The sequence below is a fragment of the Photorhabdus stackebrandtii genome, from assembly GCF_011189495.1.
GTDB classification, from domain to species: Bacteria; Pseudomonadota; Gammaproteobacteria; order Enterobacterales; family Enterobacteriaceae; genus Photorhabdus; species Photorhabdus khanii.
The window spans coordinates 29,494-48,468 of sequence record NZ_PUJV01000014.1 but is presented as its reverse complement, the minus strand read 5'-3'; the positions used below and the strand labels follow the sequence as shown (position 1 = coordinate 48,468).

At 45.3% G+C, this 18,975-nt stretch carries 18 protein-coding genes; 17 read left to right on the top strand and 1 reads right to left on the bottom strand.

Features of this window, described 5'->3' with window-relative positions:
* Positions 1 to 95: 95 nt before the first annotated feature.
* Complete coding sequence (ubiF, locus tag C5470_RS13245) at positions 96 to 1,286, bottom strand: 3-demethoxyubiquinol 3-hydroxylase (RefSeq protein WP_036850503.1); 1,191 nt, start codon at positions 1,284 to 1,286, stop codon at positions 96 to 98.
* Between the two features lie 189 nt (positions 1,287 to 1,475).
* Here ubiF and miaB point away from each other — a divergent pair, with 189 nt between their 5' ends.
* The 17 genes from miaB to mrdA all read left to right on the top strand — a co-directional run bounded on the left by miaB (position 1,476) and on the right by mrdA (position 18,970).
* Positions 1,476 to 2,906, top strand: a complete 1,431-nt coding sequence (gene miaB / locus C5470_RS13240; RefSeq protein ID WP_166289783.1) for a tRNA (N6-isopentenyl adenosine(37)-C2)-methylthiotransferase MiaB — start codon at positions 1,476 to 1,478, stop codon at positions 2,904 to 2,906.
* A gap of 87 nt (positions 2,907 to 2,993) precedes the next feature.
* Complete coding sequence (locus C5470_RS13235) at positions 2,994 to 3,971, top strand: PhoH family protein (protein WP_152964173.1); 978 nt, start codon at positions 2,994 to 2,996, stop codon at positions 3,969 to 3,971.
* Positions 3,968 to 4,435, top strand: coding sequence for an rRNA maturation RNase YbeY (gene ybeY, locus C5470_RS13230; protein ID WP_036850498.1), 468 nt, complete (start codon positions 3,968 to 3,970; stop codon positions 4,433 to 4,435). The genes C5470_RS13235 and ybeY overlap by 4 nt, the downstream gene beginning before the upstream one ends.
* Positions 4,436 to 4,507: 72 nt before the next feature.
* On the top strand, positions 4,508 to 5,389 hold the full coding sequence (gene corC, locus C5470_RS13225) for a CNNM family magnesium/cobalt transport protein CorC (RefSeq protein WP_166289780.1): 882 nt from the start codon (positions 4,508 to 4,510) through the stop codon (positions 5,387 to 5,389).
* Between the two features lie 7 nt (positions 5,390 to 5,396).
* Positions 5,397 to 6,926, top strand: coding sequence for an apolipoprotein N-acyltransferase (lnt, locus tag C5470_RS13220; protein WP_166289777.1), 1,530 nt, complete (start codon positions 5,397 to 5,399; stop codon positions 6,924 to 6,926).
* A 124-nt stretch (positions 6,927 to 7,050) separates the two neighbouring features.
* Positions 7,051 to 7,512: a carboxymuconolactone decarboxylase family protein gene (locus C5470_RS13215; protein WP_166289774.1), complete on the top strand. Its 462-nt coding sequence runs from the start codon at positions 7,051 to 7,053 to the stop codon at positions 7,510 to 7,512.
* Between the two features lie 451 nt (positions 7,513 to 7,963).
* Positions 7,964 to 8,857 carry a glutamate/aspartate ABC transporter substrate-binding protein gene (locus C5470_RS13210; RefSeq protein ID WP_166289771.1) on the top strand — a complete coding sequence of 298 codons (894 nt, stop codon included), beginning with the start codon at positions 7,964 to 7,966 and terminating at the stop codon, positions 8,855 to 8,857.
* 133 nt (positions 8,858 to 8,990) lie between these two features.
* Complete coding sequence (locus C5470_RS13205) at positions 8,991 to 9,731, top strand: amino acid ABC transporter permease (protein WP_036850483.1); 741 nt, start codon at positions 8,991 to 8,993, stop codon at positions 9,729 to 9,731.
* Positions 9,732 to 10,406: a glutamate/aspartate ABC transporter permease GltK gene (gene gltK, locus C5470_RS13200; RefSeq protein ID WP_036850481.1), complete on the top strand. Its 675-nt coding sequence runs from the start codon at positions 9,732 to 9,734 to the stop codon at positions 10,404 to 10,406.
* Positions 10,406 to 11,131, top strand: a complete 726-nt coding sequence (locus C5470_RS13195; RefSeq protein ID WP_166289768.1) for an amino acid ABC transporter ATP-binding protein — start codon at positions 10,406 to 10,408, stop codon at positions 11,129 to 11,131. The genes gltK and C5470_RS13195 overlap by 1 nt, the downstream gene beginning before the upstream one ends.
* Positions 11,132 to 11,293: 162 nt before the next feature.
* On the top strand, positions 11,294 to 13,876 hold the full coding sequence (gene leuS / locus C5470_RS13190; protein ID WP_166289765.1) for a leucine--tRNA ligase: 2,583 nt from the start codon (positions 11,294 to 11,296) through the stop codon (positions 13,874 to 13,876).
* Between the two features lie 14 nt (positions 13,877 to 13,890).
* Positions 13,891 to 14,439, top strand: a complete 549-nt coding sequence (gene lptE, locus C5470_RS13185) for an LPS assembly lipoprotein LptE (RefSeq protein WP_051477504.1) — start codon at positions 13,891 to 13,893, stop codon at positions 14,437 to 14,439.
* Positions 14,436 to 15,476, top strand: a complete 1,041-nt coding sequence (holA, locus tag C5470_RS13180; RefSeq protein ID WP_166289762.1) for a DNA polymerase III subunit delta — start codon at positions 14,436 to 14,438, stop codon at positions 15,474 to 15,476. The genes lptE and holA overlap by 4 nt, the downstream gene beginning before the upstream one ends.
* Entirely contained in the window at positions 15,460 to 16,137 is a 678-nt protein-coding gene (gene nadD, locus C5470_RS13175) for a nicotinate-nucleotide adenylyltransferase (RefSeq protein WP_166289759.1), read from the top strand. The genes holA and nadD overlap by 17 nt, the downstream gene beginning before the upstream one ends.
* Before the next feature lie 99 nt (positions 16,138 to 16,236).
* On the top strand, positions 16,237 to 16,563 hold the full coding sequence (gene rsfS / locus C5470_RS13170; RefSeq protein ID WP_081738292.1) for a ribosome silencing factor: 327 nt from the start codon (positions 16,237 to 16,239) through the stop codon (positions 16,561 to 16,563).
* 2 nt (positions 16,564 to 16,565) lie between these two features.
* Positions 16,566 to 17,036 (top strand): 23S rRNA (pseudouridine(1915)-N(3))-methyltransferase RlmH, encoded by a 471-nt coding sequence (rlmH, locus tag C5470_RS13165; protein WP_152964157.1) that lies wholly within the window; start codon positions 16,566 to 16,568, stop codon positions 17,034 to 17,036.
* A gap of 38 nt (positions 17,037 to 17,074) precedes the next feature.
* A complete protein-coding gene (mrdA, locus tag C5470_RS13160) occupies positions 17,075 to 18,970 on the top strand; it encodes a peptidoglycan DD-transpeptidase MrdA (protein WP_166289755.1) in 1,896 nt (631 codons plus the stop codon).
* Positions 18,971 to 18,975 lie beyond the last annotated feature (5 nt).

The following is an 18,975-nucleotide window of genomic DNA, read 5'->3' as shown; positions in this document are numbered from 1 at the left end:
TCCCCTTGCTTATACATGGAAATATATAAAAAAAGAGTAAAATGTCTACACCATAAATAGATTTACGACGTGTTTATGATCTGCTGATCTATAAGTTACAATCCCAACGCATACTTAAGCGCCGCTTTTTTCATTACTCCAGCTCGTTGGGCTGCCATCAATGCCAGATTACGTGCAACTTTCAGCCCCGGTAACTCATTACTGAACACGGTGTAAAACAGATCCATTCCAACCTGCATCATCAAGTTATCCGGCATTCTGTAACGCTGATAACGCATAAGCACTTCCAGTGAATCCCATTTTTCTATTAATTCTCTGGCCTTCACCAAAACATTAAGCAACGTATCCACATCCCGATAACCAAGATTTACCCCCTGCCCTGCCAGCGGATTAATGGTATGAGCCGCATCACCCAACAAGACTAATCCTTCACGCACATAACTGTTAGCGTGATGACGAGCCAAAGGAAATGAGCCGGCGGCAACAGGAGTCACTTGACCTAACCGCACAGGAAAGGCCTGAAAAATCTCCTGCTCAAGTTGAGCCATTGGCATTGCCTGTAACTGCCGTATACGTGCCGGTTTGTCATACCACACCAACGAAGCCCATTGATCAAATAGCGGAAGGAATGCTCTTGGGCCAGAAGGAAAAAACTGCTGCCAGGTAATATCCTGCTGTGGCTGCTCTGTTTTTACTGTAATCAACATACAAGACTGTCTGTACTGCCAGCCATGGCTGCCAATCCCAGCCATTTGCCGAACCTGAGAACGAGCACCATCAGCCCCAACAATCAGACGGGTATTAATTTCAATGCCATTATCCAGAGTGACCAACCAGCCCGCTTTCTGCCGCTGCATTGATTGCAGTTCCGCCGGACACAGCAAAGTCAAATTGGGATATTTTTCAAACTGCCGCCACAGCGCCAGCTGCAAAATACGGTTTTCAACCATATAGCCCAGTTCAGGCAGACCCAGACTGTGTGCATCAAACACCAAATTGGAATCATTCTGCTCCCAGGTCTCCAATTTACGATACGGCGCACTGCGCATCTGTAATACCGCATCCCATGCACCAAGTTGTTTGAGCAAATCTACAGAAGCACAACTGATTGCCGATACGCGCACATCTGGGCAACTCTGTGCATCATAAGATTGTGGTGGCTGATGATCCAACAAAGCAACTGTCCAGCCTTCCTGCGCCAGCCCCAATGCTATTGCAGCACCAATCATGCCAGCACCGACCACCACTACATCAAAAATCTGTTGTGAATTATTCATATCAGTCATGCTATTAACTCATTGATTGGCACAGTGTACCGGATTTTTAATCCTTCGGTAGAGAATATCCTGTTTAACAGTCTGGTCACTGCTCCCTCAAATGACTACAATATCCGGCAACTTTATGCCTAATACACAACTGCTTTTGCAGTGCAATAATCTCCTTAAGCACTGTAGAAAGCCCGGACGCACAAGAAAATGTCGACGATAAAAAAACTGTATATTAAAACTTGGGGCTGTCAGATGAATGAATATGATTCATCTAAAATGGCCGACCTGCTCGAAAGTACTCACGGTTATCAGTTAACCGATGTCGCCGAAGAAGCAGACATTTTACTATTGAATACCTGTTCAATCCGTGAAAAAGCACAAGAAAAAGTTTTCCATCAATTAGGCCGCTGGAAAAATTTGAAAGACACCAACCCAGATATCATTATTGGCGTCGGTGGCTGCGTAGCTTCTCAGGAAGGCGATTTCATCCGTCAGCGCGCCCAGTGTGTAGATATTATTTTTGGGCCACAGACACTGCACCGTTTACCTGAAATGATCAACCAGGTGAAAGGCACCCGCAGTCCGGTTGTTGATATCAGCTTCCCGGAAATTGAGAAATTTGACCGTCTGCCTGAACCACGTGCTGAAGGTCCATCTGCATTCGTTTCTATTATGGAGGGTTGCAACAAATACTGTACTTTCTGTGTCGTACCTTATACCCGTGGTGAAGAAGTCAGCCGCCCGAGTGATGATGTTTTGTTTGAAATCGCTCAGCTTGCCGCACAGGGTGTACGTGAAGTTAATCTTCTAGGGCAGAACGTGAATGCTTATCGTGGTGCAACTTATGATGGCGATATCTGCTCTTTCGCTGAGTTAATCCGTTTGGTCGCAGCTATAGATGGTATTGATCGTATTCGTTTTACCACCAGCCACCCAATTGAATTTACAGACGATATTATTGCTGTTTATGAAGATACACCAGAATTGGTTAGCTTCCTGCATTTGCCGGTACAAAGTGGTTCTGATCGTATTCTGACTCTGATGAAACGTGCACACACGGCCCTTGAATATAAAAGTATTATCCGCAAACTGCGTAAAGCACGGCCAGAGATCCTAATAAGCTCTGACTTTATCATCGGCTTCCCCGGTGAAACCCAAGATGACTTTGAGAAAACAATGAAACTGATCGCTGATGTCAATTTCGATATGAGCTACAGCTTCATCTATTCTGCCCGTCCGGGAACGCCAGCAGCGGATCTGCCTGATGATGTCAGCGAAGAAGAGAAAAAACAGCGTCTTTATCTACTGCAACAACGCATCAATCAACAAGCTATGGGCTACAGCCGTGCTATGTTGGGTAGTGTACAACGTATTCTGGTTGAAGGAACTTCCCGTAAAAATGTGATGGAACTTTCCGGCCGTACTGAAAACAATCGAGTCGTCAACTTTGAAGGCCAACCTGACATGATTGGTAAATTCGTTGATGTTGAAATTGTTGATGTCTACGCCAACTCACTGCGCGGTAAAGTCATCGGTACAGAAGATCAGATGGATCTTCGTATACACGAATCACCTGAGTCCGTTATAGCCCGTACCCGCAAAGAAGATGAGATCGGGGTCGGCAGTTATCAGCCTTAAATATAGAGATAATTAGTGATTCAACAAACTCATTCACAAGTCGCAACCCAGGAAATTTTCCTCGAACCGGCCGACAATCAACGCCTGATGAGCCTATGCGGCCCGTTTGATGACAATTTGAAGCAGCTTGAGCGCCGGCTGGGCATTGAAATCAGCCGTCGTGACAACCGTTTTAAATTGATGGGCAAACCGTTAAGCGTTAGTGCTGCCACCAATATCCTACGCCATTTATATGTGCAAACGGCCTCTGTCCGTGGTGTTATCCCTGATATCAAACCAGAGCAAATTCATCTGGCGATTACCGAGAGCCGGGTTCTGGAACAAACTGCCGAAAGCATACCTGAGTACGGCAAATCCGTTAATATTCGAACCAAACGTGGCATGGTGAAACCACGCACACCTAATCAGGCACAGTATATTACCAATATTCTTAGCCATGATATTACGTTCGGAGTTGGCCCTGCCGGCACAGGAAAAACTTATTTAGCTGTTGCCGCTGCCGTTGATGCGCTAGAACGTCAGGAAATTCGCCGTATCCTGCTAACCCGCCCGGCAGTAGAGGCGGGCGAAAAGCTGGGTTTCCTGCCTGGCGACCTGAGCCAGAAAGTTGATCCATATTTGCGCCCGCTCTACGACGCCTTGTTTGAAATGCTGGGTTTTGAAAAAGTTGAGAAGCTGATCGAACGAAACGTTATTGAAGTTGCCCCATTAGCTTATATGCGTGGACGAACTCTTAATGACGCGTTTATTATTCTGGATGAGAGCCAGAACACAACCATAGAGCAGATGAAGATGTTCCTGACCCGTATCGGCTTCAACTCCAAAGCGGTTGTCACAGGCGACGTTACACAGATTGACCTGCCTCGTGGACAGAAATCCGGCCTGCACCACGCGATTGAGGTTCTGTCAGGGGTCAGTGAATTGAGTTTTAACTTTTTCCACAGTGATGATGTTGTCCGTCACCCGGTTGTTGCCAAAGTGGTCATCGCTTATGAAGAGTGGGAAGCAACGGAGCAAAAACGTAAGCAGACACTCAGTGAACAACGCAAACAGGAAGCACAATGAGTTCAGTCATACTTGATTTACAAATTGCCTGTGAGAGCTCACAAAGTCTTCCTGAAGAAACCCTGTTCCAGCAATGGCTGGATGGGGTTTTACCCCAATTTCAATCTGAAAGTGAAGTAACAATCCGCATTGTTGATGAGGCAGAAAGCCAAGACTTAAATCTGACTTATCGCGGTAAAGATAAGCCAACAAATGTGTTATCTTTTCCATTTGAAGCACCACCAGAGGTTGATTTACCCCTGCTTGGCGATCTAATTATCTGTCGTCAGGTCGTTGAAAAAGAAGCGGAGGAGCAACAAAAAACCGTAGAAGAGCATTGGGCACATATGGTTGTGCACGGCTGCCTGCATCTGCTGGGCTATGACCATATCGAAGATGATGAAGCAGAAGAAATGGAATCTCTGGAAACAGAAATTATGCAAAAGCTAGGTTATGCTGATCCCTATCTTGCAGAAAAAGAGTAACCACTCTCACCATTTTTATGCTAAAAAATACCGACAACAACTTATTTAATGGGAAATTTTCATTAAAACGCCATGAGCGACGACCATTCTTCAAGTAACGATAACCCTGGCCCTAAGAAAGGTTTTTTTACTCTTCTTCTTAACCAGCTCTTTCACGGTGAGCCAAAAAGCCGTGATGAACTGGTGGAACTGATCCGTGACTCTGAACAAAACGATCTGATTGATCCTGATACCCGCGATATGCTCGAAGGGGTAATGGATATTTCTGATCAACGTGTCCGCGATATCATGATCCCCCGTTCCCAAATCGTTACCTTAAAACGTAATCAAACCCTGGACGAATGTCTGGATGTGATTATCGATTCGGCTCATTCACGTTTCCCTGTGATCAGTGAAGACAAAGATCACATTGAAGGGATTTTAATGGCAAAAGACTTGTTGCCATTTATGCGCACCGATGCCCCACCATTCAGCATAGATAAAGTTCTGCGTCAGGCTGTCGTTGTACCTGAAAGTAAGCGGGTTGACCGCATGCTAAAAGAGTTCCGTTCTCTGCGTTATCATATGGCAATCGTCATTGATGAATTTGGTGGTGTATCGGGTCTGGTCACTATCGAAGATATTCTTGAACTGATCGTCGGTGAAATTGAAGACGAATACGATGAAGAAGAAGATGTCGATATTCGGGCTCTGAGCCGTCATACCTATACGGTGCGAGCGCTCACTCAGATTGAAGACTTTAATGAAGCCTTTGGTACCCAATTCAGCGACGAGGAAGTGGATACTATTGGTGGTCTGGTTATGCAGGCATTCGGTCACTTACCAGCCAGAGGGGAATCTGTTGATATCAACGGTTATCTCTTTAAAGTTGCGATGTCCGATAGCCGGAGAATCATTCAGGTTCATGTTACGATACCGGACGATGCGCCAATGCCTAACCTCGAAGAAGAATAGGATCGGGATGAACAAAGTCTCATTATTAAATTGCCAGCGACTTCGTGCTTTGCTGGCACTATCTTTCGGAGCCAGTGGAACACTGGCTTTTTCACCTTTTGGCTTCTGGCCCGCCGCCATTATCTCCTTATTTGGGCTGCAACTGCTGACTTTAAACAGAACAGTCCGGCAAGCAGCATTTATTGCTTTTTTCTGGGGAATTGGCCTGTTTGGCACGGGTATAAACTGGGTATATGTCAGTATTGCCAATTTTGGTGGCATGCCAACCGCTGTTAATATTCTGCTGGTCATTTTACTTGCTGCCTATCTTTCACTCTATCCTGCTTTATTTGCTGGCTTACTCAACCGTTTTTTCGCAAAAACGAACTGGTTGAGACTCGCAGTGGCAGCACCTGCATTATGGCAACTCACCGAATTCTTGCGTGGCTGGGTTTTGACTGGTTTTCCCTGGTTACAGTTCGGCTACAGCCAATTAGATGGCCCGATGGAAGCCATCGCACCTATCTTAGGTGTTGAAGCCATCACTTTCCTGTTAATGGCTGTCAGCGGGTTATTAGTTCTGGCTGTCACGCACCGAAAAATTGTCGCTGGTATCATCGCTACCGCCATTCTGCTATTACCGTGGCCAATGCGCCATTATCAGTGGTACAACCTACTGCCTGAAAAAGCCGTCAATGTGGCACTGGTTCAAGGGAATATCCCACAATCCCTGAAATGGGACCCAAAAATGCTCAGTGAAACTCTGGACATCTATATGGGTAACAGCCTGCCGTACATCGGCAAAATACCGATAATCATCTGGCCGGAATCTGCAATCCCTTCACTGGAAAGTTACCAACGTAATTTTCTGGCAAAATTGGATATGCTATTACGCAATCAGCACACCAGCCTTATTACCGGTATTGTTGATGAAAGAGCAGTTGACAGCAGCTATAAGACCTATAACAGTTTAATTGTTCTGGGTGATAAAATACCTTATCAATATCCCGCGGCTACCCGCTACGATAAATATCATCTGGTGCCGTTCGGTGAGTTTGTTCCTCTGGAGTCTCTGCTCCGGCCTCTGGCGCCATTCTTCAATTTGCCAATGTCTTCATTCAGCCGTGGTAACTACACTCAACCACAACTTTCTGTTGCCGGATATAATCTGACCGCCGCCATTTGTTATGAAATTATACTTGGTGAGCAAGTTCGTGCTAATTTCAAACCAGATACCGAATTCTTGCTGACTGTTTCCAATGATGCCTGGTTTGGTCGTTCAATCGGCCCCTGGCAGCATTTACAAATGGCACGTATGCGTTCCCTCGAATTAGGGCGCCCATTGTTGCGTGGTACAAATAACGGTATTACAGCAATTATTGGTCCGGATGGGAAAGTGCAGGCAGCACTCCCACAATTTACCCGCAATGTTTTAGAAGCTAAGGTGACCCCCACAACCGGGATGACACCGTATGCACGCTGGGGTAACTGGCCCGTATGGGGAACCACGATATTGTTTACCCTATTTGCACTGATCTATAACCGTCGGCAATATTGATTCAAATACCCATACAAATAAAAGGGAGCGAAATTGAATGGCTCCCTTATATCATGCAAAAACAAATTAACTTTCAATCCATTTTTTCATTCAATTGATAGAAAAAGCACAGGAGTAACAAGTTATGCAAGCAAACCGTCCGCGGCCAGCGGAAGTTTCACCAGAACTTTATAGCGCAGTAGCCAAGGTCGATGAATTAACTTACAAATCAACCCTCGGTAAAGAGCTTATCGAACTCGTCAAGGTAAGAGCCTCCCAAATCAATGGCTGTGCCTTTTGCCTTAATATGCATTCCAAAGCTGCCCGTAAAGCAGGAAGCAACGAGCAAAAACTCTATCTCCTGAGCGCCTGGAAAGAAGCCACTATTTTTACATCACGGGAACGTGCCGCTTTAGGCTGGACAGATGTTTTATCCCGGATTGCCGAAACTGAGGCGAATGACGAACATTACACCCCATTATTGGCTGAATTCGATGAAAAAGAGATTGTCGATTTGACGTTATTAATTGGCCTTATCAATCTCTGGAATCGTCTGGCAATTGGTATGAAATATACTTTGCCCAATCCCACCATTGATCCCTCCTGATACAACCTGGCATGGTTATTCTGTGATAACGCCAAACAACCGTCACTGATAGTTAACCATGCCAATCCTCAATGACTGATGTTACACAAATAACCTGATTAAATGATTTATTGGCATTAATTTTAGCCCTCCTTATTACTTTGGCACGTTAATTGCCCTTATCTCTATGAATGAAAAGGGAAATACCTGTTTCACTAATGAAAACGGGAAAGTGCACTAAAAAAGTGATAATCACACACCTTGATTGTGCAAAATAAGTAGGATTGTTCATTTATAGTGCGAGACAGCTCCCGAAATGGAAATAATTCATTTTCATTCCCTAACCATTTTGTACTATTTTTTAACACTATATATACATATAACAGCAAATGATCCTTGATTAAAAACAAATCACAGAGAGACTTTTGCAAACATAACATCGCAAACGATAACCACATCAAAGGAGTTGTATATGCGAATGCGTAACCTAGTATTAACCATGATGTTACTTGGCGCGGCAGGTGCTGCTCAAGCCGAAGAATTAACAGGGACACTGAAAAAGATAAAAGATGATGGCGTGATCATTGTGGGACACCGTGAATCCTCCGTGCCTTTTTCTTACTACGATAATCAACAAAAAGTCGTCGGCTACTCACAGGATTATTCCAATCTGATTGTTGAAGCCGTGAAGAAGAAACTGGGCATGCCAAATCTGCAAATAAAATTGATACCCGTGACCTCTCAAAATCGTATCCCTCTACTTCAAAATGGGACTTATGATTTCGAATGCGGTTCCACCAGCAATAACCTTGAGCGCCAGAAACAAGCCACTTTCTCTAACAGCATCTTTGTTGTTAATACTCGTTTGCTGACTAAAAAAGATTCCGGCGTAAAAGATTTCCCAGATTTGGTTGGTAAAAACGTCGTTGTCACCTCCGGTACGACTTCTGAAATATTGCTGAATAAACTCAACGATGAGAAAAACATGAAAATGCGCATCATCAGCGCAAAAGATCATGGTGACGCATTCCGTACTTTAGAATCCGGCCGCGCAATAGCCTTTATGATGGATGATGCTCTATTAGCTGGTGAACGCGCAAAAGCGAAAAAACCTAACCAATGGGAGATCGTGGGTAAAGCTCAATCTAAAGAAGCTCACGGTTGTATATTACGCAAAGACGATCTTGAGTTTAAAAAACTGATCGATGAAACCATTATTCAGGCACAAGCCTCCGGCGTGGCAGAGAAATCATTTGATCGCTGGTTCAAACACCCGATTCCTCCCAAGAATCTGAACTTGAACTTTTCTTTGTCTGATGAAATGAAAGCACTATTTAAATCGCCGAATGATAAGGCACTTAACTAAAAATATAATTAAAAAAATGACAATTTGATTGGCACTACTGGGTGCGAGGTGGTCGTTCCCTACCTCGCTTTTTTTTCCCGGCCAATCAAGTGTTTTCAAGGGATCAAGCCATACCCTTGCAGGGAGTATTATTATGTCAATCAATTGGAACTGGGACATCTTTTTGCAAGCTGCCCCTTTCGGCAATACCACTTATCTCGGCTGGTTGATAGCCGGATTTCAAGTCACAATTGCCTTGTCTATCTGCGCCTGGATTATCGCCTTCGTTGTCGGTTCGCTCTTCGGCATCCTACGTACTGTTCCCAATAAAATATTGTCTGGGATAGGTACCTGTTATGTTGAGCTTTTTCGTAACGTACCACTGATTGTTCAGTTTTTCACCTGGTATCTGGTTATGCCTGAGCTGTTGCCGGAAAAAATCAGTATATGGTTTAAAATTGAACTGGATCCTAACATCCAGTTTTTCATTTCTTCCACTATCTGTTTAGGTCTTTTCACCGCTGCTCGTGTATGTGAGCAGGTTCGGGCCGCCATACAATCATTACCACGCGGTCAGAAAGCAGCGGGGTTGGCAATGGGATTAACCCTGCCACAAACCTATCGCTACGTCCTGCTGCCAAATGCTTACCGGGTCATCATTCCACCCATGACATCAGAAATGATGAATCTGGTAAAAAATTCCGCTATCGCCTCCACTATTGGCCTCGTGGATATGGCGGCACAGGCAGGTAAATTACTCGACTATTCAGCACATGCTTATGAATCATTTACTGCGATCACACTGGCCTATGTCGGAATCAATCTGGCGATTATGCTTGCCATGCACTTGCTTGAGAAGAAAGTGCGTTTACCGGGTAATATTGGAGGTCGATAAATGTACGAGTTTGACTGGAGTTCTATTATCCCCAGTATCCCTTTTCTGTTGCAAGGCTTAGTCATTACAGCAAAAATCACCATTATTGCTGTTGTTATCGGTATCCTCTGGGGAACGGCACTGGCCGTCATGCGCCTCTCTTCTGTAAAAGCCCTGAGCTGGTTTGCAACTTTATATGTCAATCTGTTCCGTTCTGTGCCATTGGTTATGGTACTGTTATGGTTCTATCTGATTGTGCCTAGCCTATTGCAGGATGTTCTCGGTATTTCACCCAAAACGGATATTCGTTTAATTTCAGCCATGGTCGCGTTTGCATTTTTCGAAGCGGCTTACTATTCAGAAATTATCCGTGCAGGCATTCAGAGTATTTCCCGCGGGCAATCTTCGGCAGCACTGGCATTGGGGATGACGTCAATGCAAAGCATGAGAATGGTGATTCTGCCTCAGGCATTCCGTGCGATGACCCCGCTGTTACTGACACAGGGTATCGTGCTGTTTCAAGACACCTCACTGGTGTATGTACTCAGTCTGGCGGACTTTTTCCGTACCGCAGCGAATATCGGTGAGCGTGATGGCACTCAGGTTGAAATGATCCTGTTTGCTGGTTTTATTTATTTTATTATTAGTTTTGCCGCATCTATGCTGGTTAACTATTTGAAGAAAAGGACTGTTTGATGATCTCCCTGAAAAATGTATCCAAATGGTATGGCCAATTTCAGGTGCTTGCTAACTGCTCAACTGAAGTTAAAAAAGGTGAAGTCGTTGTGGTCTGTGGCCCATCTGGCTCCGGTAAATCCACCCTGATAAAGACGGTCAATGGTCTGGAATCCATCCAACAGGGTGAAATTCTGGTTAATGACATTAAAGTCAATGACAAAAACACCAATCTGGCGCAGTTACGTTCAAAAGTCGGCATGGTGTTCCAGCACTTTGAGCTGTTCCCACACCTCTCCATCATTGAGAATCTTACTCTGGCTCAAGTTAAAGTGCTTAACCGTGATAAAAAAGCGGCGGAAGAAAAAGGGCTGAAACTACTTAAACGTGTCGGGCTTGCCAGTCAAGCTAACAAATTCCCGTCACAACTTTCTGGAGGTCAGCAACAACGCGTGGCAATCGCCCGTGCACTTTGTATGGACCCTATTGCCATGCTATTCGACGAACCCACTTCCGCACTCGACCCTGAAATGATCAATGAAGTGCTCGACGTCATGGTTAAGCTGGCGGATGAAGGTATGACCATGATGGTTGTTACCCACGAGATGGGTTTTGCCCGTAAAGTAGCCAATCGGGTTATCTTTATGGATGAAGGCAAAATTGTTGAGGACAGCAAGAAAGAAGATTTCTTTGCCAATCCAAAATCAGATCGCGCCAAAGAGTTTTTGGCTAAAATTCTTCACTAGTATTATCTCATTTCCGGTGGTGGCGCCCGTCGCCACCGGATTTTCCCTCAGAACCCCTGTTGCTTGCGTATCAAATCAGATATGCTATGCCAACCTCATATTTCACCAACTAAATGATTGCTACAAGCGTAGCTTTTTACTCACCATAGGATCATCGGTGTCATGCAAGAACAATACCGTCCAGAAGATATAGAGCCGCAAGTTCAGCTTCACTGGCAAGAGAAGCAAACTTTTAAAGTGACAGAAGACAACAGCAAAGAAAAATATTACTGCCTGTCCATGCTACCTTACCCTTCTGGCCGACTACACATGGGTCACGTACGTAACTACACTATTGGTGATGTTATCTCTCGTTACCAGCGTATGCTTGGCAAAAATGTCCTGCAACCTATTGGCTGGGATGCATTCGGCCTGCCCGCAGAAGGCGCGGCGGTAAAAAATAATACCGCACCGGCTCCATGGACTTATGCCAACATTGAATATATGAAAGGCCAGTTGAAAATGCTGGGTTTTGGTTACGATTGGGATCGTGAAGTCACTACCTGTACGCCTGAATATTACCGTTGGGAACAGTGGTTTTTCACCAAACTGTATGAAAAGGGCCTGGTTTATAAAAAAACCTCCGCTGTTAACTGGTGCCCCCACGATCTGACTGTTCTGGCCAATGAACAAGTGGTTGACGGATGCTGCTGGCGTTGTGACACCAAAGTTGAACGTAAAGAGATTCCACAGTGGTTTATCAAAATCACTGATTATGCCGAAGAGTTGCTAAACGATTTGGATACGCTGGAAGAGTGGCCTGAGCAAGTCAAAACCATGCAACGCAACTGGATTGGACGTTCTGAAGGTGTAGAAATTACTTTCGATGTGGCTGACAGTCAGGAGAAACTGACCGTCTATACCACCCGTCCTGATACATTCCTGGGTGCCACTTATGTCGCGATTGCCGCAGGTCATCCTCTGGCAAAACAAGCAATAAAAAATAACCCTGAACTGACTACTTTCATTGATGAATGCCGTAACACCAAAGTTGCTGAAGCCGATATGGCAACAATGGAGAAAAAAGGCATGGCAACCGGCATGTTTGCTATTCATCCATTAACCAAAGAGAAAGTGGCAATCTGGGTTGCAAACTTCGTTTTGATGGAATACGGCACCGGAGCTGTCATGGCAGTTCCTGGTCACGACCAACGCGACTGGGAATTTGCGACAAAATATAACCTGCCAATCAAAGCCGTTATTCTGGACAGTGAAGGCAACGAACCGAATGTTCATGAAGCACCCGTGACAGACAAAAATGTTCTGTTCAACTCTGGAGAATTCAGCGGCCTGAACCACGAAGCTGGTTTCAACGCTATTGCTGATAAATTGGTCAAAATGGGTGTAGGTAAACGTAAAGTCAACTATCGTCTGCGTGACTGGGGAGTTTCCCGTCAGCGTTACTGGGGTGCCCCAATTCCAATGGCAACGCTGGAAGATGGTACCGTTGTTCCGGTTCCAGAAGATCAACTGCCGGTTATTCTGCCGGAAGATGTCACAATGAATGGTATCACCAGCCCGATTAAAGCGGATCCTGAGTGGGCGAAAACCACTATCAACGGTCAGCCAGCGCTGCGTGAGACAGATACCTTCGACACCTTTATGGAATCCTCCTGGTACTACGCTCGTTACACCTGTCCAGAATATGACAAAGGTATGCTTGATCCGGCTGCGGCTAATTACTGGCTGCCAGTTGATCAATATATCGGTGGTATCGAACACGCTATCATGCACCTGATGTATTTCCGTTTCTTCCACAAACTAATGCGTGACGCTGGTATGGTCAATTCTAATGAGCCAGCAAAACGTCTGCTGTGTCAGGGAATGGTTCTGGCCGATGCTTTCTATCATATCGGCAAAAATGGCGAAAAAGTTTGGGTTTCCCCAGTTGATGCCCTTGTTGAACGTGATGATAAAGGTCGTATCATCAAAGCGACAGACAAAGAAGGCCATAAGCTGGTTTATACCGGCATGAGCAAAATGTCTAAATCCAAAAACAACGGTATTGATCCACAATTGATGGTGGAAAAATACGGTGCCGATACCGTCCGACTGTTTATGATGTTTGCTGCTCCACCAGAATTGACTCTGGAATGGCAAGAGTCCAGTGTTGAAGGCGCAAATCGCTTCCTGAAACGTGTATGGCGCCTGGTTTATGAACATAGCAGTAAAGGAGTAACTCAACCGCTGGAGATCACAAATCTGACCGCAGAACAGAAAGATCTGTTCCGTGATCTGCACAAAACCATCGCTAAAGTTACCGATGATGTCGGTCGCCGTCAGGCATTCAACACAGCCATCGCTGCCGTGATGGAATTAATGAATAAACTGACTCGTGCACCACAGGAAACGGAGCAGGATCGCGCTCTGATGCAGGAAGCGCTGTTGGCGGTTGTCCGTATGTTGTCACCCATCACGCCTCACGCTTGTTTTACTATGTGGCAAGCTCTGGGCGGTGAAGGTGATATCGATACGGCTGACTGGCCGCAAGCTGATGAGCAGGCAATGGTTGATGACACCAAACTGGTAGTCATTCAAGTTAACGGTAAAGTACGTGGTCGTGTTACCGTACCGACAGATTCTACTAAAGAATATGTTCATGATATGGCAGCAAAAGAATATGGAGTGGCGAGATACCTTGAAGGCGTCACTATTCGTAAGGTCATCTATGTACCAGGCAAACTGCTGAATCTGGTCGTCGGATAATAAAAGGAGGCAATGTGCGGCATCGTATTTTAACGTTGTTGCTGGGGTTAGCGGTGCTGGTCACCGCTGGCTGCGGTTTTCATCTGCGCGGTACCACTCAGGTACCACCGGAACTCAAAAAGCTGCAATTAACGAGCAGTGATCCATATGGGCCTCTGACCCGTTCTGTTCGCCAACAACTTCGTCTGAATAACGTCACTATCCTTGAAAATGGTAGCGCCGAAATCCCTATTCTGAGGCTAATCGGTTCTTCAGAAAATAAAGATACCGTTTCCGTTTTCCAGGATGGTAAGGCTGCTGAGCGCCAATTGACACTGTATGTCGATGCACAGGTTATTATGCCAAACGGTAGCATCTACCCGCTTCAATCCAGAGTTGACCGCTCTTTCTTCGACAACCCGTTAGAAGCATTGGCAAAAGATGCTGAAAACGAGATGATCAATCAAGAAATGCGCGAACAGGCAGCACGTCAGTTAGTTCGCCAGTTACTGACTGTTCACAGTGCAGAAAAACAGAAAACCAGAGAAAAACAAGCGGAACAGCAAGCTACGCGGGCACAATGATCAAACTCTATCCCGAACAACTGATTTCGCAGCTCAATGAAGGGCTGCGAAACTGTTATCTGATATGGGGCAATGAACCCCTGCTATTACAGGAAAGCCAGGATCATATTCGCAAAACGGCTGAACAACACTCTTTCACTGAACACTTCACTTATACTCTGGATAATCATACCGAATGGGATGAAGTATTTAGTGTTTGCCAGTCATTAAGCCTGTTTGCCAGTCGTCAAACTCTCACTTTATTGCTACCAGAAAATGGCCCTAGCGCAGTAATGGCTGAACAACTGGTAAAACTGGCGGAATTACTTCATCCGGATATGCTGCTGATATTGCGCGGTTTGAAATTGACTAAAGCTCAGGAGAACAGTAGCTGGTTTAAAACATTAGGGAAAAATGGTGTTTACATCAGTTGTCAAACGCCTGAATTGAACCGTCTGCCTCAATGGGTCGCGCAACGGGCCAAAGTCATGAAACTGACTCTGGAAGCGCAAGCCAATCAACTGCTGTGTTACTGCTATGAAGGGAACTTATTAGCGCTGACTCAGGCTCTTGAGCGGCTCTCCCTGCTATATCCAGATGGTAAACTGACCTTACACCGTATTGAAAATGCGGTGAATGACGCGGCTCACTTTACACCTTATCACTGGGTAGACTCTCTATTATCAGGTAAGGCAAAACGAGCCTGGCATATTCTGAAACAGTTACAACAGGAAGATTGTGAGGCCGTTATTCTGTTGCGTACCATACAGCGTGAGCTGCTACTACTACTTACACTGAAACGCCAGAGCACCACAACTCCCATAAAAACGCTGTTAGATCAACATCGGATATGGCAAAACCGCCGCCCGCTACTGACAAATGCATTGCAACGCTTAACTCAGCATGATTTACAGCTAGCAGTCCATTTACTTGTACAGATAGAACTCCGGATTAAACAGGATTATGGGCAATCCGTCTGGTCAGATTTAGAAACAATTTCCATGTTGTTATGTGGGAAAACATTACCTGAGAGCTTTATTAATGCCTCACGCCATTGATTCTATTTGTCCAACACATCCCGTTGTTCAGGCATTATTTGGTGGAACATTTGATCCAATTCATTATGGGCACCTGCATTCGGTTGAAGCTCTGGCACACCAAACTGGCCTAAAGCAAGTGATTCTACTGCCAAATCACGTTCCCCCCCACCGCCCACAGCCAGAAGCCACCGCACAACAACGGCTGGAAATGGTTCGGCTGGCGGTACAGGGCAATCCACTATTCACTGTCGATACCCGTGAACTGGAGCGTACCACCCCGTCGTACACAATAGATACGTTGGAATCATTCCGTCAGGAGTTTGGTGAAAATCAACCACTGGCATTTATAATCGGCCAGGACTCTTTGTTATCACTGCATACTTGGCATCGCTGGCAAGAACTGCTGAATATTTGCCATTTGCTGGTTTGTGCTCGTCCCAGTTATCAAACCCAGCTTTCTACAATCGAAATGCAGCAATGGCTTACGCAACATCAAATCGACAATCCCACTCTACTTAGTAACAAACCTAACGGTTATATCTATCTGGCTAATACACCGCTGTTACGCATCTCAGCAACAGATATCCGGCAACGCCACCAGCAAGGGCTAAGTTGTGATGATTTGCTATCCCCTTCAGTACAAAAGTATATAGATTCACAGGGGTTATATCGCCAATAGCGAAATCTGCCCCGATTAGTCACTTAGTTGGCCTTACCCTTGAGTGACCTGGCATGCTATTATTCCGCACTATTTGATCAATTTTGATAAAAAATAAGGATGAGCCTTTTGCAAGGTAAAGAACTCCAACAGTTTGTTATTGATAAACTTGAAGACTCCAAAGCACAGGATATTATTTCTCTGGATGTTCACGGAAAATCCAGCATTACCGATTGCATGATTATCTGCACAGGAACTTCCAACCGCCATCTGATGTCCGTCGCAGATAATCTGGTTGATGACTGTCGTGCGAACGGTTTGGCTCCACTTGGTGTTGAGGGACAGGGCATATCTGACTGGATTGTCGTAGACCTCGGTGAAGTTATTGTACATGTCATGCAGGAAGAGAGTCGCCGCATGTATGAACTTGAAAAGCTTTGGAGCTGAGTTTGAAGCTGCAATTAGTCGCTGTAGGTACAAAAATGCCGGACTGGATACAGGCCGGCTTTATAGATTATTTGCGCCGTTTTCCAAAAGACATGCCATTTGATCTGATAGAAATTCCGGCGGGGAAGCGAGGTAAAAACGCGGATATTAAACGCATTCTGGAAAAAGAAGGCGAACAAATGCTGGCCGCCGTCGGCAAAGGCAACCGTATTGTTACTCTGGATATTCCTGGTTCGCGTTGGGAAACACCTCAACTAGCGCAACAGCTTGAACATTGGAAACAGGATGGCAGAGATGTCAGTTTGCTGATAGGCGGACCAGAAGGTCTTGCGCCAGCATGTAAAGCCGCCGCAGAACAAAGCTGGTCACTGTCGCCACTGACCTTGCCCCATCCTTTAGTCCGGGTTTTAGTTGCAGAAAGCCTGTACCGGGCATGGAGTATTACCACCAATCATCCCTATCATCGGGAATAATTTGGTTACCAACGGATAAAGCGAATTCTGGCAATGGGATGAAAAATAAACGTACCCCTTTTCGTGATTACACGGCTGAATCAGCCCTGTTTGCCCGCCGCGCATTGGTGGCGTTTATTGTTATCCTGGTACTGACTGGTGTCTTGGTTGCCAATCTTTATCATTTACAAATCACCCGCCACGAAGACTACCAAACCCGCTCAAACGAAAACCGCATTAAACTGGTTCCAATCGCGCCAAGCCGGGGTATTATTTATGACCGTAAAGGCACACCATTGGCGCTTAACCGAACAATTTACCAGTTGGAAATCGTACCTGAAAAGGTAGAAAAACTTGAACAAACGCTCAATGATTTACGGGATGTTATCGATCTGACTGACGAAGACATTGCCAACTTTGAAAAAGAACGTAAGCGTTCACGCCGCTTTACCTCTATTCCACTGAAAGCGTCGCTTGATCATATTCAAGTGGCACGTTTTGCTGTTAACCAGTATCGTTTCCCCGGCCTTGAAATAAAGGGCTACCAACGCCGTTTCTACCCTTATGGTTCAGCGTTGACTCATATCATTGGCTATGTCGCCAAAATTAATGATAAAGATGTAGAACGGTTGGATAAGGAAGGGATTTTACCCAATTATGCAGCTACCCATGATATCGGTAAGCTAGGTATTGAACGCTATTATGAGTCTGTTTTACACGGCAGAACTGGTTATGAAGAAGTCGAAGTCAATAATCGTGGCCGTGTGATACGTCAATTACATGAACAACCGCCACAGGCTGGACAGGATATTTACCTGACTATCGATTTTGAATTGCAGATCTATATTGAGAAACTTCTCACAACCAGCCGTGCCGCAGTCGTTGTCAGTGATCCACGTAACGGGGAAATTCTGGCCTTAGTATCTAACCCAAGTTATGACCCAAACCTGTTCGTAAACGGTATCTCCAATAAGAACTATCAGGAATTATTAAACAACCCTGACCGACCGCTTATTAATCGTGCGACTCAAGGGATCTATCCTCCTGCTTCAACGGTTAAACCTTTCATTACCGTTGCAGCACTCAGCACAAGCGTTATCAATAAAAATACAACTGTTTTTGATCCGGGCTGGTGGCAATTGCCAGGTTCAGAAAAACGCTATCGTGACTGGAAACGCTGGGGACATGGTAGTCTCAATGCATATAGAGCCATTGTGGAATCTGCGGATACTTTCTTCTATCAAGTTGCCTATGATATGGGCATTGATCGTCTGTCTGAGTGGATGACCAAATTTGGTTATGGCGAATACACCGGAATCGACCTGGCTGAAGAACGCTCAGGGATCATGCCGACCCGCGAATGGAAGCAAAAAAAATATAAAAAACCTTGGTATCAAGGAGATACTATTCCTGTAGGTATCGGCCAGGGATACTGGACAGCAACCCCCATTCAAATGGTCAAGGCGCTGACAACCTTAATTAATGACGGTAATGTGAAAACGCCGCATCTGTTACTGGGTAAAAAGTTGAAAGGTGAGATGATCCCTTATCAACAAACAGAAAATGTTCAGATAGGTGATATCCATTCAGGGTACTGGGAACTGGCGAAAAGTGGCATGTATGGTGTTGCTAACCTGCCAAATGGTACCGGTCACAAGAGTTTTACCGGCACACCGTATAAAGCTGCCGCCAAATCAGGAACAGCACAGGTCTATAGTTATGAAACTTACAATGCCAGTAAAATTGCTGAACATTTACGGGATCACAAACTTATGATTGCTTTCGCCCCTTATGAGAATCCGACAGTAGCCCTTTCCATTATTTTAGAGAATGGTGGTGCAGGTCCAACAGTGGGAACCCTTGTCCGCCAAATCCTCGACCATGTACTGTTAGGGGATAACAATACAATATTACCGGATGCTGCCCCTGCACCACCCGGAACAGAAAGTGACTGAATAAC